This is a genomic window from Flavihumibacter sp. ZG627, from assembly GCF_000814325.1.
Lineage (GTDB): Bacteria > Bacteroidota > Bacteroidia > Chitinophagales > Chitinophagaceae > Flavihumibacter.
The window spans coordinates 36,652-60,669 of the sequence record NZ_JPHF01000010.1; the positions used below are offsets into that span (position 1 = coordinate 36,652).

Below are 24,018 nucleotides of genomic sequence, written 5' to 3' on the forward strand. Positions count from 1 at the left end.
AAAACAATCAATGAGGAAACGAATTTTAGCAGCGGCAACCGTTATATTAATTGCGGGTAGTACCCATGCTCAATCAACCAGATGGAATGTAAGAGCAGGATGGCAGATGAGTTCTGGCAAAATGTTTGACAAGGACAATGGCAATACAACCAATGGAACATCTGTACAGGGTTTTACTGCTTCGATAGGAATGAAAGCTGATTTTGATAACCGTCTTTATTTCGCCCCAAGGCTACAGTATTCTACCAGCGGACTTAAGTTGCCTGGTGAAACAAATGGAGGTACAGAAACCTATCGTTTACATTATATTGAGATCCCCATGCTCTTCCATATTGAACTGGGGCGTGTACATCACCGGGGGCTGTATACAGAATTTGGTCCGGCGTTGGGATATGCATTTTCGGGATCAGTTAAAACCTCTGAAGGAACTGACCCACTCGTATTCAGCATGACGCAATATAATCCGGTGAATGTATCTGTGAGCGGCATTCTTGGATATCATTTCAGCAACGGTTTCTTTATAGATGCAGGATATCATTATGGATTGGTAAGTATAACCAACGGTGACACCAAGCCTAAGATGCGAACAGCGCAGGCGGGTGTTGGAATAGGATACTATTTCAGGCGTTGATATTAGAAATTCCGAAGCGGATTTCTTCTTCCGTCATATATATATTGCCGGATGTTCAGCCAGAAGGCGGTGAACAGATAGAACACGATGGGAGATCCCATGGTGAGAAGGGAAATATACATGAAGTGTTTTCGGATGGTAGCTGGTGCTATACCCATCTTGTCGCCCAGATAAGAGCAAACACCAAACACGTGCCACTCAATAAAGTGTTTGAAGTTCTTCATAATACCAAATTAGACAATTTCAACAATTTAGCAGTCGAAAAGGTTATAAAGAAAGCGGTTTTATCGGTAATTTCGCGGTGCCCATGGTTTTCCCCTGGCCCTGTTCCCCAAACAGGGAAAAGTTGAGGCCAGGATTCGAACCTCAATAAATCAAACCTCAAACATACATCGTTATGGTTTTCGACCTAGAGATGATCAGAAAAGTGTATGCCAGCTTCCCCGGCCGCGTTAGTGCTGCCCGTAAGGTTGTTGGTCGTCCACTCACATTAACAGAAAAGATATTGTATGCCCACCTCTGGCAGGGAGACGCCACTGAGTCTTTTGAAAGGGGAAAAAGCTATGTGGATTTTGCCCCTGACCGTGTAGCCATGCAGGATGCGACGGCCCAGATGGCGCTGTTGCAGTTTATGCAGGCGGGCAGAACAACGGTTGCGGTTCCTTCCACCGTGCATTGTGATCACCTGATTGTGGCCAAGGACAATAGTAAAGTTGACCTCGACCGTGCCGTGCATGAGAGTAGTGAAGTGTATGATTTCCTTGCCTCCGTTTCAAACAAATATGGAATTGGCTTCTGGAAGCCAGGAGCAGGAATCATTCACCAGGTTGTTCTGGAGAATTATGCCTTTCCTGGTGGAATGATGATCGGAACCGATAGTCATACCGTGAATGCGGGTGGACTGGGAATGATCGCGATAGGAGTTGGTGGTGCAGATGCCTGTGATGTGATGAGCGGACTTGCCTGGGAATTGAAAATGCCTAAACTGATCGGGGTAAAGCTTACCGGCAAACTCAATGGCTGGACGGCCCCTAAAGATGTGATCCTTAAGGTTGCGGGTATCCTTACCGTGAAAGGCGGTACTGGTGCGGTGGTGGAATATTTTGGTGAAGGCGCTACCAGCATGAGTTGTACCGGTAAAGGAACAATTTGTAATATGGGTGCGGAGATCGGTGCAACCACTTCCACCTTTGGATATGATGACAGCATGAGCAGGTACCTGAAAGCAACGGGCCGTGCGGAAGTTGCTACACTGGCAGATAGTATCCGCGAACACCTTACAGCAGATGCTGAAGTGTATGCCAATCCGGAACAATATTTTGACCAGGTGATCGAGATCAACCTTAGTGAACTGGAGCCACATTTGAATGGTCCTTTCACGCCCGACCTCGCAACACCGATCTCTCAGATGAAGGAGGAGGCTGCAAAAAACGGCTGGCCTACCAAAGTTGAAGTAGGACTTATAGGTTCCTGTACCAACTCATCTTATGAAGATATCAGTAGAGCAGTAAGCCTGGCGAAACAGGTGAATGAAAAAGGCCTGAAGACAAAAGCCGAGTTCATGATAACCCCTGGTTCTGAACAGGTACGTTATACTATTGAGCGCGATGGATTCCTGGATATATTCAATGGCATTGGCGCCAAAGTATTCGCTAATGCATGCGGCCCCTGTATCGGAATGTGGGATCGCATGGGTGCAGAAAAGCAGGAGAAGAATACCATAGTGCATTCTTTCAACAGGAACTTTGCAAAGAGGGCTGATGGTAATCCTAATACTTATGCATTTGTCGCTTCACCGGAAATCGTAACGGCTCTGGCAATTGCAGGTGATCTCTCATTCAATCCACTTACAGATACTTTAACTAATGATAAAGGTGAGCAGGTAAAACTTGATCCACCAACGGGGGATGAACTTCCTGCAAAAGGTTTTGATGTGGAAGATGCAGGCTACCAGGCACCAGCAGCCGATGGTAGCGGGGTACAGGTAAAAGTTGATCCGGCGTCAAAGCGACTTCAATTGCTTGATCCATTCCCGGCTTGGGAAGGAACAGACCTGAAGGGATTGAAATTGCTCATCAAGGCAAAAGGGAAATGTACAACCGATCATATTTCAATGGCGGGTCCATGGCTTAAGTTCAGGGGCCATCTGGATAATATCAGTAACAACCTTCTTATTGGAGCGGTGAATTTCTTCAATGAGAAAACTGATAATGTGAAGAACCAGTTGACGGGAGATTATGGTGCAGTGCCTGGAACACAACGTGCGTATAAAGCAGCGGGTATAGGATCTATAGTTGTAGGTGATGAGAACTATGGAGAAGGTTCCAGTCGCGAGCATGCGGCCATGGAACCTCGCCATCTTGGTGTTAGAGCTGTGTTGGTGAAGAGCTTTGCACGTATACACGAAACCAACCTCAAAAAGCAGGGAATGCTAGCCCTGACATTTGCGGAGAAATCGGATTACGACAAGATCCTGGAAGATGATAGTATAGATATCATTGGTCTCACTACTTTCTCACCAGGTGAGCCGCTGCAGATCGTTTTAAATCATGCGGATGGAAGTTCTGATACGATACTGGCCAATCATAGTTATAATGACCAGCAGATAGAATGGTTCAAAGCAGGAGCTGCATTGAATATCATTCGTAACCAGTTCGTCAGTTAATCTCCATTTAGCAAACTATAGAAGCCGCTGTAAAACATACAGCGGCTTTTTTATGTTACGGGGAAAATACCCCCCTGCCAACGTGATTAACGCCCGTTATTACCCTGGATAATGGTCTTAGATTTACAGTGTTGGGATGTTTACCTCAGATACCACTAACCATTACCTTATCAAATGGGCTTTTATTCCCTCGCACCTATTTTAGCCCCGGTCTGCCAATGGCAGACCTTTTTTTTGTGATTATTAAATCAGGCATACGGGGTTTTTCCCGTGCCAAAACGAGGAATCTCCCCTTTTCCGGGGATAGCGGGTGAACTACTTTCACCAAAGAAACGGGTTCGGTCGGTCACGGTTGTGGTAGCCTCGTGGCGCCACAGCCATACCGGCCTCTATTATAAATAGTTCAAATCAGTTGTATGGAAAAATTGCTTAGCCTTTCCATCGAAACACTTCCCTGGCTGATGCTGATTATGGCATTGCTGACGCTGGTGACCATGCTTGTGGTACTTTATCACAAGCGGCAACAGCATATCAAGATCAAGAGGAAAGAATGAAGTAGTATGTGTGCTTACTTTTCATATAACCAGGGGGCGTGAACAACAAACCCTGGTTTTTCCATGACCATTTAGTTATATTTATAATACACATTAACCTAAACCAGTTGCCATGAAAAATTTTATGCTATATCTGTTTGCAGGTATGATAGTACTAGCTTCCTGCACTTCCATCAACAAGATCGTTGACGAAGGAAAATACCAGGCAGTCCAGATCTCAGATTCTACCGCATCAGCGTATATAAGGAATTATGAAAAGAAGCCTTTATTCCGCAGTAAGTTTAAAAGGGGGATGTTTATTCCTAATGTTGTTCTCGACTCGCTGATCAGGCAGGAGGGTATTTCAGGCATATCAATTTATTATGGAAAGCACCCTGAATTCAGGAGTCCTGTTTTCATTATTTATGGATCACGTCAGCAACTCAATTACAAAAGATCTGATGCTTTTGCTGATGTTATCTATATGGTATATTATCCATGCCCCACCATCTGCGGAAATGAGTAATTTCCCTTAAGCTTCAAGAACAATGAATATATATGTGATCGGAACCCTTGTAAAATTAGCGCTCATCGTAATAGCACTGATCGTGGGTTTTATTCGTGAGGAAAATCTTAGCAATGCCAACAGGTTGTTTCTAATTTTTCTGCTTGTAGCATTGCCGGGTGAAATCATGGATGCTTTGATGGCTCGTATCTACGAAAATAATTTTCTTTACTATCATACTTACCGTCCCATATACTATGCTTTGCTGACAATTGCATTACTGGGTGAAATGGGGAGATTGAAGAATGCCCTTAAATTATCGATAGGTTTTGTATATATCGCCGCAATTTTGAATGGATGTTATCTTCAACCTCCCACCACCAGCCTTAATACGATCATAATAGTTTTAACCTGTCTCTTACTGATCATCCAGATCCTGTTTTATATAGCCCGGCTGTTTGATCGCAACAACTGGCAGGAGACCATCCACCAGTACAGTTTCTGGATTGCAATGGGCATCCTGATCAATTCTATTTCTTCCTTTCTTTCTATGGGCATTCATAACTTTCTGAGTCCTGAGGGGCAGGTTAAGGTGATCCCAATTCTGATAGTTAGTGAATGGCTCTTTTACCTTTCATTTATAATTAATTTTACATTACAGAAGAAAAGGGTAACAGGATAAATATGTTTCATGAAGCCTACCGAATTTGAGATCATTTACACCCTTGCTGCGGCGGTAATAATTATGCTGGCGTTGAGTGGGTTTGTTGTGTATTTTATATTCAGTAGTCAGAAAAGAAGGATCAGGCAGGATCATGAACAGCAGCAGCTAAAAGAGGCCTATGAGAAAGAGGTGCTAACCACACAAATTGAAAGCAGGGACCAGACCCTGCGAGATGTGAGCCAGGAGATCCATGATAATATGGGTCAGCTTCTCAGTGTGGCCAGGATCAATCTCAACATACTTGAAAAAGAACTTGACGGTCAGGCACCAGTAAAGCGCATCACCGATACCAACCAGATTCTGGCAGATGTTATAAAATATATCAGGATGCTTTCGAAGGGCTTAAATTCTGACATGCTAACCTCCTATGGCCTTCGCGAATCAATACGTTTTGAACTGCAGCGTATTGAGCAAACGGCCATGATCAATTGCCAGTTCCATACCCAGGGTGAAGATTTCAATATAGATTCCAAAAAAGAGATAGTAATTTTCAGGATGGTTCAGGAGATATTGAATAATATCCTGAAACATGCGGCAGCCACCGAGATCAGCATTTCAATGGTTTATACAGCATTGGATTTTCAACTCAGGATCAGTGATAATGGAAAAGGATTTAGTCCCGGCGATAACTATTCCCGCACAATTGAAGATGCAGGATCAGGCCTCCGTAACCTGCAGAAGCGGGCCGCACTTGTGGGAGCAGAAATAAATATTGATAGCAGTCCGGGTATGGGCACAATTATAACCATCAGACTTCCAAAAATAACAGAACATGTCACTCAATAAATCAGCATCGCGGTATATGGTTGCTATCGCCGATGATCACCGTTTAGTTGCCGAGTCGCTTTCACACCTTATAAATGATATACCTGGATTTGAAGTTATTCTCATAGGAAGTAATGGAAAGGTATTATTGGATAAACTTGCCAATTCTCCTACCCTTCCTGATATCGCTATCCTCGATATTAATATGCCGGAGATGAATGGTGTGGCAACAGCAAGGCAGCTTTCGGAGACTTATCCAAATATACGGTTGCTGGCCTTGAGTATGAATGATGATGAAACTTCTGTTATACAGATGATCAGGTCAGGCTGCCGCGGTTACCTGCTGAAAGACTGCACCCAGTCAGAACTTCAGCGTGCCATGACAGAGATCCTCGAACGCGGATTTTATTATTCAGATTTTGTTACGGGCAAATTGATACACACGATACATAAAGAAGAAAAGAATCCTGATCAATTGGTAAGGCTTACCGAGCGTGAGATGGAATTCCTTAAATATGCTGCCTCTGAAATGACCTATAAAGAGATCGCGAATTCCATGAAACTCAGCGAGCGAACCATTGATGGTTACAGGGAAGCTCTTTTTGAAAAGTTACAGGTGAAGAGCAGGGTTGGCCTCGTTCTTTTTGCGATACGTGCGGGCTGGGTGAAAGCCGACCGAACATGAGAAAAAGAAGAAAAGTGAAGCGGATAAATTATATCCGCAAGGCACTTGGTCCCAGTCTTATTACAGGTGCCAGTGATGATGACCCATCGGGAATAGCTACCTACACACAAGCTGGCGCACAGTTTGGAACTTCACTACTCTGGACTGCCATAGTAACTTATCCCCTGATTGCAGCTATCCAGGAGATGTGTGCAAGAATTGGAATGGTAACAAAGATGGGACTTACGGGTATTATTAAGCGCTTTTATCCCAGGCCGGTACTTATACTTGTAATTGCAATAAGTTTCCCTTCCGTAATTTTAAATATTGGTGCCGATATCGCTGGAATGGGCGCAGTGGCAAACCTTCTTTTTCCCGAACTCCCCGGATGGTTCTTCTCGGTGCTTTTTACCATTTTACTCATATATAGTATCATCAAATGGAACTATAAAAGAATCAGTGCTGTGCTGAAATGGCTTTGTATTTCATTGTTCACTTATATTTTTATTCCATTCATTACCCATACAAACTGGCAGGCTGCTCTTTACAGCACTTTTATTCCCAAAATACAAATGAATGCCGATTACCTGATGGCCATTGTTGCGATACTGGGTACAACTATTTCGCCTTACCTGTTTTTCTGGCAAACCTCCATGGAAGTTGAAGAGGTAAGGGAGCAACATATTATCGTTGATAAGAGATCGATCACTGCAATGCAATACGATATAAAAGGGGGAATGTTATTCACCAATATTGTTTTCTATTTTATTATTCTGGCGGCGGCCAATGTATTATTCAGCGCGGGCATTCATAAAGTGAATACGGTAGAGGAAGCTGCTAAAGCTCTTGAGCCCCTTGCAGGGAAAACAAGCTATATACTTTTTGCGATGGGGGTGATTGGAACCGGACTCTTAGCCATCCCCATTCTTGCGGGCTCATTAAGTTATATGATGGCAGAAGCATTTAACTGGGAGGAGGGGCTCGATAAAAAATTTCATGAAGCAAAGGGATTTTACTTCACTATGGCGGTTTCACTTGTATTGGGATTATTGATACAGGCACTTGATATCAACCCGGTTAAAGCACTTCTTTATACCGCGGTTTTATATGGCATAGTGGCACCTATCCTGATTGGAATCATTCTGCATATCTGCAATAACAAGTTGATTATGGGCAGGTATACAAATGATCGTTTAACCAATATTGTGGGCTTCTTTACCCTGACAATTATGACTGTAACGGCAATATTATTTCTTGTACTTTTATAGATGGACATAAAAAAAGGCCGGCAGCGCCGGCCTTTCATATAGTTATGTATGAAAAATTACTGGCTAACCTTGAACTCCACGCGACGGTTCTTTGTGCGTCCCGCAGCAGTTTCATTATCAGCAATTGGTTGATCCTGGCCCAGTCCAATTGTGCTCAGCCTGTCTTCCGTAATACCTTTCTTAACGAGGTAGGCTTTCACTGAAGCAGCACGCTTTTCACTCAGGACCTGGTTCTTTTCGGGTTTCCCGGTATTATCGGTATGACCGGCGATCTCCACTTTCAACTGCGGATATTGCTCATTAAGAATTCTTGCAGCTTTGTCGAGCTCCTTTCTTGCCGTGGCAGTGAGGGTTGAACTACCTGTTACGAACTGAACATTGGAAGCATTGAATTTTGAAGCTTCCAGCATTGGGCATCCGCCGTTTTCAGATGGTCCTGCAAGGTCGGGGCAACGGTCTTCTTCATCATTAACACCATCATTGTCCCTATCGGGAATTGGACAACCCTGGTAACGCGCTAAGCCGGCAACATCAACACATTTATCTTCTTCATCATTTACGCCATCCTTGTCAGTATCTGGAATGGGGCAGCCATTGTATTTTGCTATGCCCGGAACTGAAGGGCATTTATCTTCTTCATCGTTGATGCCATCCTTATCAGAGTCAGGAACCGGACAGCCCTCATATTTTGCAGTACCTGGTTCTGTTGGGCATTTATCTTCAGGATCATTGATGCCATCCTTATCGGTGTCAACAACTGGTGGCGGAGGTGGTGGGGGAATAACTTTTGGTTCAGCCTTTGCACCAAACTTATATCCAAGAGAAAAGTTAAGCGCCCGGTCTTTCCACTCAAACGGATCGCCATCCCTCCTCATATTGGTAAGTCCATAAATATAGCGAACACCAAGCACCCATTTTTGATGAGGCCATACTTCTAATCCACCCGTGGCAGAAAAATTGGAGCGATTCAGATCATCAATATTGTTGGTTGTCTCATTGTTGACCTCGCCCCTTGAACTCATAAGAAGGTCCATCTGCGGACCAGCCAAAAAGCTGACTTTATCGCTGACCCAATATTTAAGTAAAACCGGGACGGATAGTTCCTGGAATCTTTGATTGATATCTTTTCCGGCATCTTTGATTTTGGCACCCATCACTGAGTAAAGGATTTCGGGTTGAATGGCCAAACGGCTGCTTACCGGAAGGTTCGCAAATAATCCACCCATGGGACGGAACATAAAATCTGATTCAATACCCACTGGTTGATCACCTGTCATTTTAATAGTGGACAGATTTGTACCAAGTTTTATACCCAGGTGGGAATCATTACCGCCCTCTTGTGAAAAGGCGATCATTGATAACAATGGCAATATTGCCGAGAGTAGTATTTTTCTCATAATAGCTGGTTTTGAATCGTTTTAACAGATCTTTTAATTAATAACAGATCCTTGATTTTCATACAAAAATACATGATAAACAGAAAATTATTGGAAAAGGTTGTCAAAGAGTTAGTAAATCTACTTTATAACGAGTGTGGTTGACCGCAATTCTATAAAAATCTAATTAACTGGAACAGTCTTTGAATATAAAGGGATGTACAAAACATTCACTTATGAAAACAAGACTTTTTGCCCTGGCAGCTGGTATCGCTGCATTGACTTTTACAGCCTGTAACCAAAACAACGACGGTGATCCGGAGCAGGCCCGGCTGGAGATTCGACTGACGGATGCTCCAAACCCCAATATTGCCGAGGTTTGGGTTGACATTAAAGAGATCCAGATCAATTCTTCTGAAACGGGAGAATGGCAAACATTGCAGAATATTTACCCAGGGGTTTATAACCTTCTGGAACTTACAAACGGAAAGGACACATTATTAGCTGATGCAACTATTCCTGCCGGCCGGCTTGATCAGCTCAGGCTTATCCTTGGTGATGACAATTATCTCATTATGAAAGACGGAACCAGGAAAGACCTTTCAACGCCAAGTGCACAGCAATCTGGCCTGAAGGTGCAGATCAAGAATGATCTTCAGGGAGGTGTTCTTTACAGACTGATCCTCGATTTCGACGCAGCTAAGTCGGTGGTGGAAGCTGGCAACAGTGGAAAGTTCAACCTGAAGCCGGTAATAAGGGTAATTTCTTTTGTTCCATCAGGAGGCATCGCGAAAGGTTATGTTGATCCCGGTACAGTTCTTACTACCATATATGCTTTGAAAGGTTCTGATACCGTTGCTACCACATCTACGGACCAGGGAAATTACCAGTTCTACGATATACCATCAGGCGATTATCAGTTCCATTATTATGGCCCTGAAACCTATGAGATGGCAGAGAAAAACGTTGCAATAACTTTGGGTCAGATCACTGTTGTTGATACAATTAAACTGGATATGAAATAAGATCTGATCTTCCAATAAAAAAAAGTCCGGCACTGCCGGGCTTTTTTTATGCTTAATATTTCACTTCGGCAGTGAATCTGGATTCTCCTGATCCCAACTCTGCCGCTGCTGCATTACTTATCCGGATTATCAGTCCGGCATTCTCTTTTATATCAGAAAGATTTCCCAACACTTTCGCATACACCGAGCGGTTAGTTGTTCTGTTGGTTACCAGTACAATGGTTCCAACAGCAACATTATCCATCAGGGCATAATATTTACCGTCCTTCCAACCACTTGTACTACGGAAAATATTGCCTGCTCCCTGTATTGATTTCGCCCCGTCTTCATACTGCCGGCGGAAATATCCACCGTTAAAATCAATTGCTGCCCCGCCACCTGCAGCATTATCCTCGCGTTTCAAAACCGGTGCAGGTTCCGGATTAGAGACAGGCTGCTTTTTATCGGTATCAACTGATACGATCTCTTTCGTTTCACGGGGTGGTGCAACCGGTGCTTTAGGAGAAGTAGTTACTGCATTCTCCTTTCGCGGCGTATAATCAGTTGTTGCGAGAGCTGATTGATCGCGTTTCACCTTCAGGTGACCCACTATAAGTTTCATTCCCGCCTTCACATGGTTACGGTCTAATTTATTCCATTTCTCCAACTGCTCTATAGGAACCTTATTATTATTGGTGCTGATCCGGAACATCCACTCTCCTTCCTTCACAAGGTAGTAAACAGGAACAAGTACTTCATCAGCTGCTTTACGATCGTTCTGTGAAAAATTAGATGCTACCAATGGCACTTTTACAAGTTGTCCAATTGAAAGTCCCTTTGTTATATCAGTATTATTGAGGGGTGCGATATCACGGGGACTAAGATTATACAGTCGGCCGAGGCTATACCATGTTTCTTTTGGCTCAACCTTATGCTGAACGAAGAGACTGTTTCCAGATTTTTGTACCATTAGATCAGGTTGAGCAAAAACCGGAATAGAAAACAAGAGTGCAATAGTATAGAATAACGGTTTTGGAAGCATAGGAAATGAAATTTAAGCCTTGCAAATATGCAGGATTATCGGCAAAATTGAAGCCAAATTGGCGTTAAGCTGGTTTTAATATCCGCCATTCCTTAGGATAATAATTATTAATGCGGTTGGTGAGCACCTTAATCCAGCCCATAGGATGATTTTTGTAGCGTGTAATAGTCCAGCCTTTAGGGACGTCGCCAACCCGGATCTCTTCCTTTCTCAGGAACTGTAAAGCAAGGTCCCGATCAAGTTCTATTGAGGAAATCGAGGGGTTTGCCAGCGTGCTGAGTGCAAGAGAATGATCCGGGATAAGTTCTTTGCCTACCATCTTACCCATTGTAATGCCGGCCCTTTTTATATATAGACTTTGAAGCTGAAGAAGGGTTTCTTCCATCGGTTGGGTTAAGGCCAGAATGGAATCGTTGATTGAAATAAATCGCATATCCTTCACAGATAGCCATCTCTCCAGTATTGGATAACTGCTTTTAGCAAGCGTTTCCCATTTAGGTGCGGCTGGCTTCTTTCTGAATGTATCGCCGCCTGATGTTTTTTTAAAAACTCCCAGGTAAAATCCTTCTCCTTTTAAGTTATAGGGATAGAACCTGTAACCTGTCGCATTATGTTTGGGGCTGTTGGAACTAACGATATTCCAATCGCTTTCAATTGATAAGGGAATTGATTCGGCATTTAATTCCTCTATGATGAAATCTGCGATCATTTCATCCTCTTCAACCGAATAAGAACAGGTAGCATAAACAAGTATTCCATCTTCTTTTAATGATGGCCATATATCGGCAAGTATACGTTGCTGGCGCTGGCTGCATAGCGCCACGAGGTCTGCACTCCAGTTTTCAGCAGCCGATGCATCTTTTCTGAACATTCCGCTACCGCTGCAGGGTGCATCTACTACAATTGCGTGAAACAGTGCATTAAACCTGGAAAAATCGCGAGGGTCATTGTTGGTAACAATCACATTCGCACCACCCCATTTGGTGATATTCTCTTCAAGGATAGCAGCCCGCGAACGGATCACTTCATTACTCACCAATACCGAACCGGGCGACAGTACTGACTGGATATGGGTCGACTTGCCACCGGGTGCGGCACAGAGGTCAAGTACTTTCAATGGTACTGAGCAATCGAGGGTTTGCTTCAATGCCTGTTCAAGAAACATACTACTTGCTTCCTGCACATAGTAAGCACCTGCATGTAATAATGGATCGAAAGTATAAAAAGGACGTTCATTAAGATACCATCCGTTGTTGCACCATGGCACAGGAGATTCAACAGAAAAACTTAGATCAGAAAGATCATTTAATTTGGCGGGATTGATCCTGATAGAACTGATCTGTTCATCCGAGGCATGTATATTGCAAAAAGCATCTGCATTAAAGCCAGGAGCATTTTCAAAAGCCTTGCAAATAGAAGGTGAAATTATCAAGCGAATTTGTTAAGAATACGAATTTACGAGGTTTAGAGATTCTTGATCTCTGCCGTAAGATCCTGTAATACTTTTTTAGCATCTCCGAATAACATGGATGTGCGGGGGCGGAAGAAAAGTTCATTCTCAATTCCTGCATAGCCCGGTTTCATACTTCTCTTATTAACGATACATGTTTTTGCAAGTTCCACTTCCAGGATGGGCATGCCATAAATGGGTGAACCCGGATCTGATTTTGCAGCTGGATTCACCACGTCGTTTGCACCCAGAACCAGCACAACATCAGTTGTTGGAAATTCTTCATTTGCTTCTTCCATTTCATGCAATTGCTCGTAGGCAACATCGGCTTCAGCAAGGAGAACATTCATATGGCCGGGCATTCTGCCAGCAACCGGGTGGATGGCATACTTCACATCTACACCTCTTGATGCCAGTAGTTTTTCCAGTTCGTGGCAACTATGTTGTGCCTGGGCAACGGCGAGGCCGTAACCCGGCACTATCATAACCCTGTTGGCATAACTAAGGAGAATGGCCGCATCACTCAGGTTGATCTCTTTAAAGTTTCCCTGCACCTGGCTTTTTGCTGTGCCAGCTGCAGAGGCACCAAATGAGCCGATCAATACATTCAGCAGTGACCTGTTCATTGCCTTGCACATTAGGATGGTTAGTAATGTACCTGCTGCACCAACCAGGATCCCACCTGTGAGCATGGCTTTATTGTTATACAGGAAACCGCCGCATGCTGCAGCCACGCCGGTAAAAGAATTGAGCAGTGAAATTACCACGGGCATATCAGCACCTCCAATGGGTAAAACAAAAAAGACACCATAGAGAAGGGAAAGAACAAGGATAAGATAGAATACCATATTGTTTGCGTTCTGGTAAACACCCGCCATCCAACCTGCAAGACCCAGAACTACCACGAACAAAACTATATTAAAAATATGCTGTCCCTTAAATGAAAAATCATTGATCCTTCCATTCAGTTTAGCCCATGCGATCATACTTCCGGCAAATGATATGGCACCAATAACCAATCCGGCCAGTATGATCGCCATTTCGGAAAACCAGGCAGAATAACTTGCGCTGGCAGGAAAAATATCATTAAGTGTAATGCCGGCCGACTGGTAGATCTCATGAGAGAGATGGTTAAATTCCACAATTGAGATCAGTGCAGCGCAGGCACCGCCCATTCCATTGAATAATGAAACCATCTCAGGCATCGCAGTCATTTTGACCTTGCGTGCAGCCATAGTACCAACTACAGAGCCAATGAAGAGTGCGGCAAATATCCAGCTATAATTTCCAAGCTTTGTTCCGGTATCATCTGTATAAAGAAAGATGGTTCCGAATATAGCAAGCGCCATACCGGCTGCTGCTATCAGATTACCCCTCCGTGCTGTGGATGGGTTTGACAGCATTTTTAGTCCTGTTATAAAACTAACTGAAGCAAGAAGATATATTATTGTAAGAACAGAAAACGCCATGGATCATTTTTTATGTTTGAACATTTCCAGCATCCGGTCGGTCACAACAAAACCACCAACAACGTTGAGTGTTCCGAGGATAACTGCGAGGAAGCCCAGTATCAGTGCGATATAGTTATCCGATTCAGCCTTTCCCATAACGATGATGGCACCTATGATAACCACACCATGGATAGCATTGGCGCCACTCATGAGCGGGGTATGCAGCACGCTTGGCACTCTGCCGATGACTTCGATTCCAAGAAAGATCATCAATATAACTATGTATATATATTCCTGGTGAAGTGCAATTTTTTGAAGTAGGGTTTCCATATACATTTAATTAATTAAGCGCCCTATCTATCAGGCTGAAGATTTTAATCGTTCGTTGGTGATATTTCCTTCGAAGAGTATGCAGGATCCTTTCACCAGGTCATCTTCCCAATTCAGGAATAGGCTACCATCTTTGGCAGATATCAGCTTGATAAAATTCATCAAATTCTTTCCATATAATTTACTGGCATCCGATGACATGGTGGAAGGAAGATTGGAGTTACCGATTATGGTAACACCATTATGAACAACCGTAGAGTTGTTAACTGTAAGTGCAGTATTTCCTCCTGATGCCGCTGCCAGGTCAATGATTACTGATCCGGCGCGCATGGATTCTAACATTTCCTTTGTTATCAATTGAGGGGCTTTCTTACCAGGTATTTGTGCGGTAGTGATAACTATATCAGCTTTAGCAATGCTTTCGGCGATTCGCTGTTTTTGTCTTTGCTGAAAATCTTCATCCTGTTCAACAGCGTATCCACCGGCCTTGCTGGCATCGGCTGCACCTTCTACCTCCACAAATTTTGCACCGAGGCTCATCACTTCTTCTTTCACTGCGGGTCTTGTATCAAACACTTCCACAACTGCTCCAAGTCTTCTTGCAGTGGCAATAGCCTGGAGGCCGGCAACACCTGCACCCAAAACCAAAAGCTTAGCAGGTGCTATACTTCCGGCGGCAGTCATCAGCATGGGGAAATATCGTCCATAAGTATAGGCACCAAGCAGTACGGCCTTATAGCCCGCAATATTTGCCTGCGAGCTCAGCACATCCATGCTTTGTGCACGGGTTGTACGAGGAAGCATGTCGAGGCTGAAACAGGTGATCCCGGAATCAGCCCATTGCTGAATGAGGTCGGTTCGGTATAAAGGCTGGAATATACCAATAACCGCAGTACCCGATTTCAGGGAAGCAAATCCTTCTTCAGGGGGATGAATGCAAAGCAGAAGTTGTGCATCATATATTTCTGTCCTGCTTTTCAGCAATGCCCCTGCCTGCAAGTATTGATCATCGGAAGCGAAGGCAGATTCTCCAGCACCCTTTTCAACCCATAACTCATTCCCTTGTTTTATAAGTGCTGAAACGGCTTCAGGCAGAAGAGAAACTCTGGCTTCAAAAGAAGGCTCTTTCAGTACGCCAATGATCATGCGGTCAGTTATTGTTTACGCTGACAATTTAAGTGTTATTGCGCATAACAGGAAACGTGAGAATATTATTTCTCAGAAACGTATAATGAAATGTTGCTTCGATTTGAATTCGGGTCTGAAAAAAACAAAGCCCAGGAAAAAAAGATCTATTGTACAACTGACACCAGCATGATTGCGGATATCATTCCAGGCGGTTTCCATCTCCTTACTCCAGTGAATATCATCGAGAACAATTATACTGTTATAGTTTGAAGAGGCCAGTAACTGCCTGAAATACCGCATAGTTGGTTCATAGCGGTGATTGCCATCTATATAAGCGAAATCCACAGTTCCTATTCTGTTCAACAAAGGAGCAAGCGTATCATCAAAATTACCACTGATCTGTTCTACATTGGAAACTCCAGCTTCATCGAGGTTTTGTTTTGCAGCAGCTGCTATAGCAGGTGCGCCTTCCAGTGTATATAACTTTCCATTTATATTTCCAGACGCCAGGTAGGCAGTGGTAATGCCTAAAGAAGTACCTAACTCTATCATTAAGGATGGCTGAAAATAATTAACCACGCGAAATAAGAGTTTTGCAAGCCGAGGAGGTTTAGCTGCGTTTTTTGCGATGGAGACAATGCTTCTCTCCCTACCCCCTCCCCTTCCCGCGCCCGCACCCAGGTCTTCCACAACAAGTTGCCTTTGATCATTCAATAATCTGCTCCTGATCAATTCGATCCGCCCATAACAATTGTATTTTCTGTTATCATTTAAAACATCGCGGATAAAGCTGAACACAAAGGGTGAATGTATACCATGACCTTTGCCATTTCCTGCGCGGATCAAATAACGAATGTACCGTACTGCGATAGCAGGAAAACTATAGGGTTTACTTGTAGTCATTTTATTACTGCTTCCTTTCCCAGATCTCGAAACTGTATGAAAAGGCATGACGTTCATCTGCTGTAAAATCAAGTCTGGAATGCATCTTCCACTCTCCCTCTGGTAGTTCAGGAAAAGAGGTATCCCCATCAATAGTTGTATGCACGCGGGTTAAATAAACCCTGTGGCATATGGGTAGTGATTGCCGGTAAATTTCCCCTCCGCCGATAATATAAACCTCCAGTGCATCGGTTGACGCTGCGGCTTCCAGCGCGGCATGAAGGCTATTGGCTGTAGTAGTGCCTTCGGCAGTCCAACCCTCTTTATTAGTTACAACAATATTAGTTCGGCCGGGCAGAGGCTTGCCAACGCTTTCAAATGTTTTCCTTCCCATGATCACCGGCATACCCCAGGTAGTGTTTTTAAAAAACTTAAGGTCATTTGGTAAATGCCATAACAATTTATTGTCCTTTCCTATAACCTGGTTATCACTAACGGCAACAACAATATTGACGGTAAGGCCTGCAGGGAGGTGGTTGCGGGATAGCATTTGTGGTGTTGAATTATTCACTGCCTTTTTTATAAAAATGGTTACACAGCAACCGGAGCTTTAATGCCGGGGTGACAATGATAATCCAGCAGCTCAAAATCTTCATAGCGGAAGGAAAAAATATCTTTCACCTCTTTGTTCAGATTCATTTTAGGAAGAGGATAGGGCTTGCGTGACAACTGAAGATTAACCTGATCAAGATGGTTGTTATAAATATGTACGTCGCCAAAAGTATGTATGAATTCACCGGGCTCAAGGTCACATACCTGCGCCATCATCAGGGTTAATAATGCATAGGATGCAATGTTGAACGGCACTCCCAGGAATGTATCGGCAGAGCGCTGGTATAACTGGCAGCTAAGCCTGCCTTCGGCTACATAAAACTGGAAAATGGTATGACAGGGCATCAGGGCCATTTCCGAAAGCTCTCCAACATTCCAGGCACTGACGATCATCCTGCGGCTATCAGGATTTGTACGAAGTTGCTTCACCACATCTGCAATCTGGTCAATAACTTTTCCCTCCTTTCCTTCCCAGCTCCGCCATTGCTTACCATAAACAGGTCCGAGGTCACCATTTTCATCAGCCCATTCATCCCAGATACTTACGCCGTTTTCTTTCAGATAGGCGGTATTGGTAGAACCATTAAGGAACCAGAGCAATTCATGGATAATACTCCGCAGATGAACTTTTTTTGTAGTCACCAAAGGAAATCCATCCTGCAGGTTAAAACGCATCTGGTATCCGAAGCAACTTATTGTACCCGTGCCGGTGCGATCAGATTTCCGGGTGCCGTTATTGAGGATATGCGTTAACAGATCGAGGTATTGTTGCATGGCTGCAAGTTAAGGAAATGAGGGATTGTTGATTTGAGCAAATGATGACTGTGAGCAGTATGTGAATTGCTTATTTTTGTACCATGGCAGAAGACCTATTAATACTCAAAGGAACTAAAAAGGAACAGTACGAATCGCTACTTCCCCAGATCATTGGACTCCTGGAAGGCGAAACCGACCTGATCGCCAACCTGGCCAATATTTCTGCTGCGCTGAAAGAGCAGTTCGGATGGTTCTGGGTGGGATTTTATCTGGTAAAAGTGGATGAGCTTGTATTGGGACCTTTCCAGGGCCCCGTTGCCTGTACAAGAATCAGAAAGGGTCGTGGCGTATGTGGCAGCAGCTGGCAGCAGGCAACTACCCTGGTGGTTCCTGATGTGGAACTGTTCCCGGGGCATATTGCCTGCAGCAGCCTTTCCAGGTCGGAGATCGTGGTTCCGCTAATGCATAATGGAACGGTTGTTGGTGTGCTTGATGTTGACAGCAGCGAATTAGACCAGTTTGATGAAACCGATAAATTATATCTTGAAAAGATAGTATCCCTGATCAACTGGTAAAAATATACTTACTGCTCAGGCTCCTACCGCAACCATATTATTTTCAGGCTGCACTATTGGCTGGCTTAATCGAATCACCGTATTCTCTTCCTCTAATACATTTGAAAGTTGTGCATGAATAGTACTGAGCATTTCTTGTTTCTGTTTTAATTTCCTGCTCATCTCCTCCAATGCATTTTCCTGGAGACGAATAATCTCCTCCTGGTTTATTATTTTCTCTTCCGCAATTCTCAACGATTCCTGGTTACTCTGCAGTTGACGTAGCTCTTCTCTTAATAATTCTGTTTGCTGTAATAATTCATTTGCCCTTGAATCAGCCTGTGAAGCCTGATGAACAATCTCCCTGTCGCGTGCTTCCAGCTCGTGGAAGTTCCGGATTCGCTGGCTGAGCTGGTTCTGCAGAAATTCAATCTGCAGCTGTTTCTCATGCAGCATATCTTCCAGGTAACGGTGATCTGTTTCTGTTGATTTTACTTCATTTTCCATATGATTGTTTTTGATTTCATTGTTATTGTTTGTATGCACCAGTGAATCATAAGATTGCTGGAGAACTTCATATCTGTTCTGAAGATCTTCATACATGGAGAGGCTGCTTTGAAGCCGTTGCCGGTTATTGTATAAATGCACCAGGGTGTTATTACGTATGTAAGGAGGCTGGCCTTCAAGAGGAATAATTGTTGATGGTTCCTGAAGAATAAGAGCAGGTGGCGGATCCGCATCTTCAGCCATGGCTATGGATTGCTTTTTGTTGCGGTAATGTAGCCAGCATATCATACCAAGTGTTAACAGGATTATAGGCAGGCTTATCAGGCCAACGATCTGTAAAAATCGTCCAACCTCAAATGTGGAAACCAGTAAATGAAAAGACATAGAGACAGTTTAGCGTAGCATTATACTCATGCAGCAAGGCTTTCCGGTGATTATTTGGCTATAGTAAATACGGCTGGGGAATAGGAAGGGCAAAAAAAATGATCCGTTCTAACAGATCATTTAAAACAACAATAATACCAAAATCAAATTATGTGAATAAACTCAGCCGGCGGACTTTCTTCTTGCAAGTTCTTTTTTAATGAGTCCAAGCTCACGGCCGGTATGTCCGGCAACAGAACTGTTTTCCTGCGCCCGGCGCATGAGGTAAGGGATAACATCCTGAATGGGTCCGAATGGGAGGTATTTACTAACGGCATAGCCGGCCTTTGCCAGGTTGAAAGTAATATTATCACTCATGCCGTACAATTGGGAAAAATGAATATGGTCATGATTGTGTGCAAGTGCCTTACGCTCCATTAACTGAGTAGTATATAAATTACTGAATTCATTATGTGAAGCAACTATAACGGCTATCCTTTCTACATGTTCAACACAAAATTCGACGGCGAGATTATAATCACGGTCGCATGCTTCCTTATTAGGCTGGATGGGTGATGAGTACAACATTTCAGCGGCACGTTCTCTTTCCTTTTCCATGTATGCACCTCTTACCAGTTTTGCTCCCAGCACAAAACCCTGCTGCTCTGCGGCATTATAACTGTCTTTGAGAAACTGTAAGCGATCTATCCTGTAAAGTTGCATGGTGTTGTACACTACCGCAACCTCTTTGTTGTACTTTGCCATCATCTGCATCGTTAATGCGTCAACAGGATCCTGTATCCAACTTTCCTCTGCATCTATCAGCACGCCAACATTTAATTCGGCAGCCAGGCTACAGATTCTATCCATCCGCCCTACTACTTTATCCCATTCTTTCTTTTCGTTATCTGTAAGTACTTCTGTATGTACTCTTCCTTCAAAACCGCTTTTGGTAGCTGATGCCGCATCAAGTTTTTCCAGGAGGCCGGTACGTGCGAGTCCGGTTACCTTTATACTCATGAAGGGTATATTAGGTTGCGTTGCTGCATACCTTATAACCTTCATGAATTCTTCCCCCGCGTGATCCAATCCTTCCTCACCATAATCTCCCCCTTCCACACCATAATCGAGAATTACCTGCACATGGTATCTGGCCATGGTATTCACAACAGGCGCGGTTTCTTCCAGTGTTTCGCCACCCACAAATTGTTCAAAAATGGTATTTCTTATCAGTCCCCTGATTGGCAATCCGGCCCGGATAGCCCATGGAGTTATACTGGTTCCCAACTTCACCAGCGTCTGGAATCCCATGCTGGTAAAAAGGAAACTTGCTTTACGAAGCGACTTCTCAGATTTATAGGCAAATGCGTTCTCAGTATTGTCGAAAGAAATCAGGGGTTTTGGATCCATGGCGCGCAATTATGGCCGCAAAAATAAGGAGAAATATGTGGGCATTACAAATACAAAGAGCTGAGTTTGATCATATAGCCTGGTGATTGAAAGGCTGTAACACCATTTCACTAACAACACCGCTCAGGGGCTGCTGGCAAAGGAACCAGATTGCCCTTGCAGCTTCTTCTGCCTGTACCATCTTTTCACGCTGTACACGCAGGTCAATATTATCCCAGAAGGCAGTATCAACGCCACCAAGGAAAATATTTGTAAACCTGATCTCTGTACGTTTTACTTCTTCCCGTATACTTTGTAACATCCCTACCAAACCATACTTGGATGCACTGTATGCGGCTGCTCCCGCCATCGGTGTTTTACCCAATACGCCGGGGATATGAATGATCAGCCCTTTTTTCTGGTTCTTAAAATCAGGGAGAAAAGATTGTAATATCAGAAACGGTCCAATGAGATTAGTGTCAAGCGATCTTCTTAACTCTTCTTCCGAAAGATTATCTATGGTCTTGATAATTCCAATACCTGAGGCATTCACCAGAATATCGATACGATCGAATACATCAAAAAAACGTTGGTGAAGTGCATTAACTTCCTTTATCCGGGTGAGGTCGGCAACGGCAATATATTTTTCAGCGAGTTTACAATCTGATGCCAGCGCATTTAGTTTATCCGCATTTCTTGCAGTAAGAAAAAGGTTTGCGCCGCTGGATGCAAGTAACCTGGCCGTATGTGCTCCAATACCCCCGGTTGCGCCGATAAGTAGTACGTTCTTTCCCTTTAAAGATTCCATGTAAAATTTATAGCTATCAACAATGACCCGACGCTTTTGTTGTTCAGACTAATGGGATTGGTTTATTTTGTGTATTCATTCCTTAGCATGAAGATTACACATACCGATATCTACCGTTACAGTATTCCGATGCATCCTTTCACCATTGCCACCGGCACAATGGAGCATGCGCAGAACATTTTCATCCGTATCCATACTGATGAGGGAATCTATGGAGTGGGAGAATGTTCAGCATTCCCAATGATTGTTGGAGAAACACAAAACACCTGTTTTGTGATGGCGAAAGATTTTGCTTCATTATGGAAAGGACGGAACGCTTTACAGATAGAAGAAAGGATGGAAGAGCTGCATTGGTTCACTGCCGGCAATTCAACCATAAAGAGCGCCTTTGATATGGCTTTATATGATCTTGCCGCCAAAGCCGCTTCCAAACCACTATACCAATTGTTGGGTGGAAAATCTTTAAAGCTTATGGAAACGGATCTCACCATTGGAATCAGTGATCCTCAAAACATGGCATTGCAGGCAACGGATTTTATTAATCGTGGCGTTCGTATTATCAAGATCAAACTTGGCAGGGATCCCGATACGGATATTGAAAGAGTGAGGGCCATCCGTGAGGTAGCCGGACCAGCAATTCAACTCCGCATAGATGCAAACCAGGGATGGGAACCAACTGCTGCCACCAGGGCGCTGGTGGCCATGGCTGAATATGATGTACAATTCTGTGAACAGCCTATGCGAACCTGGAACGACGCCTTGCTTCCGGAATTAAAGAAGCTGAGTACCATCCCTATTATGGCTGATGAAAGTGTTTATGATCATCATGATGCGGGTCGACTCATCAATGCCAATGCCTGCAGTTACGTGAACATCAAATTTGCCAAGAGCGGAGGTATATTGGAAGCGATCGCTATAAATAAAGTTTGTGAAGAAAATTTAATACCCTGCATGATGGGTGGAATGCTTGAAAGCAGGGTTGCATTAACTGCCTTCGCACATTTTGCAACCGCATCAGAAAATGTTTGTTTTTATGATATGGATACCTGCCTGCTGGGCCATAAAACTGATCCGGTAACTGGTGGAGTGAAGTATAATGGTTTTATGGTGGAACTTCCGGATGGCAATGGCATTGGAGCAGATGTTGACCCTTCTTTTCTGGAAACACTTGAAATGATCAGGGTGTAAAGAGTGATTGCCCAAAACAATGTAGCTTGCACCTTCAAAAAATGAACTATATGGACCATAGAAAGCCTTCTGAAAGTTTTGTTGTAATGACGGAGTTGGTTTTACCCAATGACACAAACCTGTTTGGCAATCTTATGGGGGGCAGACTTATGTACTGGATGGATATAGCTGCAGCCCTTGCTGCCGGCAAGCATTGCAATGCACCGGTAGTTACCGCATCAGTAGATAATATTTCCTTCGAGGCACCTATAAAACTTGGCAATGTTGTAAACATTGAGGCAAAGGTGACCCGCGCCTTCAACACATCAATGGAAGTTCATCTCAGGGTTTGGGGCGAAGATTTCACCCACCAGTATAAATACAAAAGCAATGAGGCATATTATACTTTTGTTGCACTCGATCCAAATCGTAAGCCGAGGCCTGTTCCGGTATTAGTACCTGAATCAAAAGAAGAAACGGAATTGTATGAAGGTGCTTTAAGAAGAAGGCAGCTGCGGCTTATACTAGGTGGCAAAATGAAACCACATGATGCAACGGAGTTAAAAGCTCTATTTAATTTATAAAAGCATTTCAGGATTTCATCCTTTCAGGTTTATCCTGGAAAGTAGCGGCAAGGTGAGGCACTTTCATCATGAATTTGCGGCTTTGTTCAATTGAGTCCATGAGCTGTTCCAGGATCATATCGGGTGAGGCATCATAATCGATCTGAAGTGGCTCCTTAAAATTCACTGTAAGTAAAGAGCCCTTCTTTTTAAAACTCAGTCCCTTCTTATTAAAAGCACGCCAGAATCCGTTGATCACAACAGGCACTATGATGGGACGATTTTTCTTTATAATCAAGGCCGTACCTTTTCTGCCTGGAGCAAATGGTCTTGTAGTACCCTGTGGGAAAGTGATAACCCAACTATTACTTAGTGCCCGTTCTATTTTTCTTGTATCGGATGGGTCTAGACCACGTCTTACTTCCGTGGCGCCCTGTCTCCATGTACGCTTCACTGTTAGTGCGCCGGCCAGTATAAAAAATTTGCTGACCCAGGAACCTTTCATTGTTTCTTCCGCGGCCACATAATACACATTTGTATATGGATTGAGGAGGTAATATGGAATACCCAGCTCATTACGTTTACCCCATTTAACAGCGCAGAAAATATGAAGGAACGTTATTACATCCGCAAAATAGGTCTGGTGATTACTGACGAACAAAACGTTCTTCCGGGGAAGATTTTCTATGTTCTCGGTTCCGGTAATCTTTATCTTGTTCACCCAGCAAAGTCCGGGATAGGAAACAATTCCTACCACCGCATATACAAGCTTACGAACCAGCCTTATTTGTTTTAATCTATCGATCAGTTCACTCATGCAGGGGTTGTTGATTCACTAACAAACTGTGCCGCAATATACATATTTGGTGATAGATACCATC

General features: G+C 43.7%; 26 protein-coding genes. 12 read left to right on the top strand and 14 right to left on the bottom strand.

What is annotated here, in order from left to right:
- Positions 1-10: 10 nt before the first annotated feature.
- A complete protein-coding gene (locus tag HY58_RS15880) occupies positions 11-631 on the top strand; it encodes a porin family protein (protein WP_039134267.1) in 621 nt (206 codons plus the stop codon).
- 2 nt (positions 632-633) lie between these two features.
- Here HY58_RS15880 and HY58_RS19265 read toward each other — a convergent pair whose 3' ends face one another.
- Complete coding sequence (locus tag HY58_RS19265) at positions 634-855, bottom strand: PspC family transcriptional regulator (RefSeq protein WP_072037640.1); 222 nt, start codon at positions 853-855, stop codon at positions 634-636.
- A gap of 173 nt (positions 856-1,028) precedes the next feature.
- Here HY58_RS19265 and HY58_RS15890 point away from each other — a divergent pair, with 173 nt between their 5' ends.
- The 7 genes from HY58_RS15890 to HY58_RS15915 all read left to right on the top strand — a co-directional run bounded on the left by HY58_RS15890 (position 1,029) and on the right by HY58_RS15915 (position 7,755).
- Complete coding sequence (locus tag HY58_RS15890; RefSeq protein ID WP_039134274.1) at positions 1,029-3,296, top strand: aconitate hydratase; 2,268 nt, start codon at positions 1,029-1,031, stop codon at positions 3,294-3,296.
- Positions 3,297-3,712: 416 nt separating this feature from the next.
- Positions 3,713-3,850, top strand: coding sequence for a hypothetical protein (locus HY58_RS19560; RefSeq protein ID WP_156123725.1), 138 nt, complete (start codon positions 3,713-3,715; stop codon positions 3,848-3,850).
- 112 nt (positions 3,851-3,962) lie between these two features.
- Positions 3,963-4,355 carry a hypothetical protein gene (locus tag HY58_RS15895; protein ID WP_039134277.1) on the top strand — a complete coding sequence of 131 codons (393 nt, stop codon included), beginning with the start codon at positions 3,963-3,965 and terminating at the stop codon, positions 4,353-4,355.
- Positions 4,356-4,377: 22 nt separating this feature from the next.
- Positions 4,378-5,016: a hypothetical protein gene (locus HY58_RS15900; protein ID WP_039134279.1), complete on the top strand. Its 639-nt coding sequence runs from the start codon at positions 4,378-4,380 to the stop codon at positions 5,014-5,016.
- Positions 5,017-5,025: 9 nt separating this feature from the next.
- On the top strand, positions 5,026-5,844 hold the full coding sequence (locus HY58_RS15905; RefSeq protein ID WP_039134281.1) for a sensor histidine kinase: 819 nt from the start codon (positions 5,026-5,028) through the stop codon (positions 5,842-5,844).
- A complete protein-coding gene (locus HY58_RS15910; RefSeq protein ID WP_039134283.1) occupies positions 5,831-6,508 on the top strand; it encodes a response regulator transcription factor in 678 nt (225 codons plus the stop codon). The genes HY58_RS15905 and HY58_RS15910 overlap by 14 nt, the downstream gene beginning before the upstream one ends.
- Positions 6,505-7,755, top strand: coding sequence for an NRAMP family divalent metal transporter (locus HY58_RS15915; protein WP_052324213.1), 1,251 nt, complete (start codon positions 6,505-6,507; stop codon positions 7,753-7,755). Before HY58_RS15910 ends, HY58_RS15915 begins: the two co-directional genes overlap by 4 nt.
- Before the next feature lie 56 nt (positions 7,756-7,811).
- Here the strand turns inward: HY58_RS15915 and HY58_RS19040 are convergent, their stop codons facing one another.
- A complete protein-coding gene (locus tag HY58_RS19040; RefSeq protein WP_072037641.1) occupies positions 7,812-9,152 on the bottom strand; it encodes an OmpA family protein in 1,341 nt (446 codons plus the stop codon).
- Positions 9,153-9,367: 215 nt separating this feature from the next.
- Between HY58_RS19040 and HY58_RS15925 the strand changes: the two genes are divergently transcribed.
- Positions 9,368-10,156: a DUF4382 domain-containing protein gene (locus tag HY58_RS15925; RefSeq protein ID WP_039134285.1), complete on the top strand. Its 789-nt coding sequence runs from the start codon at positions 9,368-9,370 to the stop codon at positions 10,154-10,156.
- Between the two features lie 52 nt (positions 10,157-10,208).
- Here HY58_RS15925 and HY58_RS15930 read toward each other — a convergent pair whose 3' ends face one another.
- The 8 genes from HY58_RS15930 to HY58_RS15965 all read right to left on the bottom strand — a co-directional run bounded on the left by HY58_RS15930 (position 10,209) and on the right by HY58_RS15965 (position 17,804).
- Complete coding sequence (locus tag HY58_RS15930; protein WP_039134287.1) at positions 10,209-11,177, bottom strand: LysM peptidoglycan-binding domain-containing protein; 969 nt, start codon at positions 11,175-11,177, stop codon at positions 10,209-10,211.
- A gap of 64 nt (positions 11,178-11,241) precedes the next feature.
- Positions 11,242-12,609, bottom strand: coding sequence for a hypothetical protein (locus HY58_RS15935; RefSeq protein ID WP_052324215.1), 1,368 nt, complete (start codon positions 12,607-12,609; stop codon positions 11,242-11,244).
- 32 nt (positions 12,610-12,641) lie between these two features.
- Positions 12,642-14,096: an NAD(P)(+) transhydrogenase (Re/Si-specific) subunit beta gene (locus HY58_RS15940; RefSeq protein WP_039134289.1), complete on the bottom strand. Its 1,455-nt coding sequence runs from the start codon at positions 14,094-14,096 to the stop codon at positions 12,642-12,644.
- Positions 14,097-14,099: 3 nt separating this feature from the next.
- Positions 14,100-14,408: an NAD(P) transhydrogenase subunit alpha gene (locus HY58_RS15945; protein ID WP_039134492.1), complete on the bottom strand. Its 309-nt coding sequence runs from the start codon at positions 14,406-14,408 to the stop codon at positions 14,100-14,102.
- Positions 14,409-14,438: 30 nt separating this feature from the next.
- On the bottom strand, positions 14,439-15,554 hold the full coding sequence (locus tag HY58_RS15950) for a Re/Si-specific NAD(P)(+) transhydrogenase subunit alpha (RefSeq protein WP_039134291.1): 1,116 nt from the start codon (positions 15,552-15,554) through the stop codon (positions 14,439-14,441).
- Positions 15,555-15,626: 72 nt separating this feature from the next.
- Positions 15,627-16,439: an O-methyltransferase gene (locus HY58_RS15955; RefSeq protein WP_052324216.1), complete on the bottom strand. Its 813-nt coding sequence runs from the start codon at positions 16,437-16,439 to the stop codon at positions 15,627-15,629.
- 4 nt (positions 16,440-16,443) lie between these two features.
- The gene (locus HY58_RS15960; protein ID WP_039134294.1) at positions 16,444-16,968 is read right to left on the bottom strand and encodes a dihydrofolate reductase; all 525 of its coding nucleotides are present in this window, start codon (positions 16,966-16,968) and stop codon (positions 16,444-16,446) included.
- Between the two features lie 41 nt (positions 16,969-17,009).
- Positions 17,010-17,804: a thymidylate synthase gene (locus HY58_RS15965; RefSeq protein WP_039134297.1), complete on the bottom strand. Its 795-nt coding sequence runs from the start codon at positions 17,802-17,804 to the stop codon at positions 17,010-17,012.
- A gap of 83 nt (positions 17,805-17,887) precedes the next feature.
- Between HY58_RS15965 and HY58_RS15970 the strand changes: the two genes are divergently transcribed.
- On the top strand, positions 17,888-18,361 hold the full coding sequence (locus HY58_RS15970) for a GAF domain-containing protein (RefSeq protein ID WP_039134300.1): 474 nt from the start codon (positions 17,888-17,890) through the stop codon (positions 18,359-18,361).
- Positions 18,362-18,376: 15 nt separating this feature from the next.
- Here HY58_RS15970 and HY58_RS15975 read toward each other — a convergent pair whose 3' ends face one another.
- The 3 genes from HY58_RS15975 to HY58_RS15985 form a co-directional block, all read right to left on the bottom strand.
- The gene (locus HY58_RS15975) at positions 18,377-19,231 is read right to left on the bottom strand and encodes a hypothetical protein (protein WP_039134302.1); all 855 of its coding nucleotides are present in this window, start codon (positions 19,229-19,231) and stop codon (positions 18,377-18,379) included.
- 162 nt (positions 19,232-19,393) lie between these two features.
- Positions 19,394-20,620 (bottom strand): proline dehydrogenase family protein, encoded by a 1,227-nt coding sequence (locus HY58_RS15980; protein ID WP_039134305.1) that lies wholly within the window; start codon positions 20,618-20,620, stop codon positions 19,394-19,396.
- A gap of 70 nt (positions 20,621-20,690) precedes the next feature.
- Entirely contained in the window at positions 20,691-21,407 is a 717-nt protein-coding gene (locus HY58_RS15985; protein WP_039134310.1) for an SDR family oxidoreductase, read from the bottom strand.
- An 87-nt stretch (positions 21,408-21,494) separates the two neighbouring features.
- Here HY58_RS15985 and HY58_RS15990 point away from each other — a divergent pair, with 87 nt between their 5' ends.
- Positions 21,495-22,595 carry a mandelate racemase/muconate lactonizing enzyme family protein gene (locus HY58_RS15990; protein ID WP_039134495.1) on the top strand — a complete coding sequence of 367 codons (1,101 nt, stop codon included), beginning with the start codon at positions 21,495-21,497 and terminating at the stop codon, positions 22,593-22,595.
- A gap of 50 nt (positions 22,596-22,645) precedes the next feature.
- Positions 22,646-23,158: an acyl-CoA thioesterase gene (locus tag HY58_RS15995; protein WP_039134497.1), complete on the top strand. Its 513-nt coding sequence runs from the start codon at positions 22,646-22,648 to the stop codon at positions 23,156-23,158.
- A 7-nt stretch (positions 23,159-23,165) separates the two neighbouring features.
- Here the strand turns inward: HY58_RS15995 and HY58_RS16000 are convergent, their stop codons facing one another.
- Positions 23,166-23,954: a lysophospholipid acyltransferase family protein gene (locus HY58_RS16000; RefSeq protein ID WP_052324217.1), complete on the bottom strand. Its 789-nt coding sequence runs from the start codon at positions 23,952-23,954 to the stop codon at positions 23,166-23,168.
- Positions 23,955-24,018 lie beyond the last annotated feature (64 nt).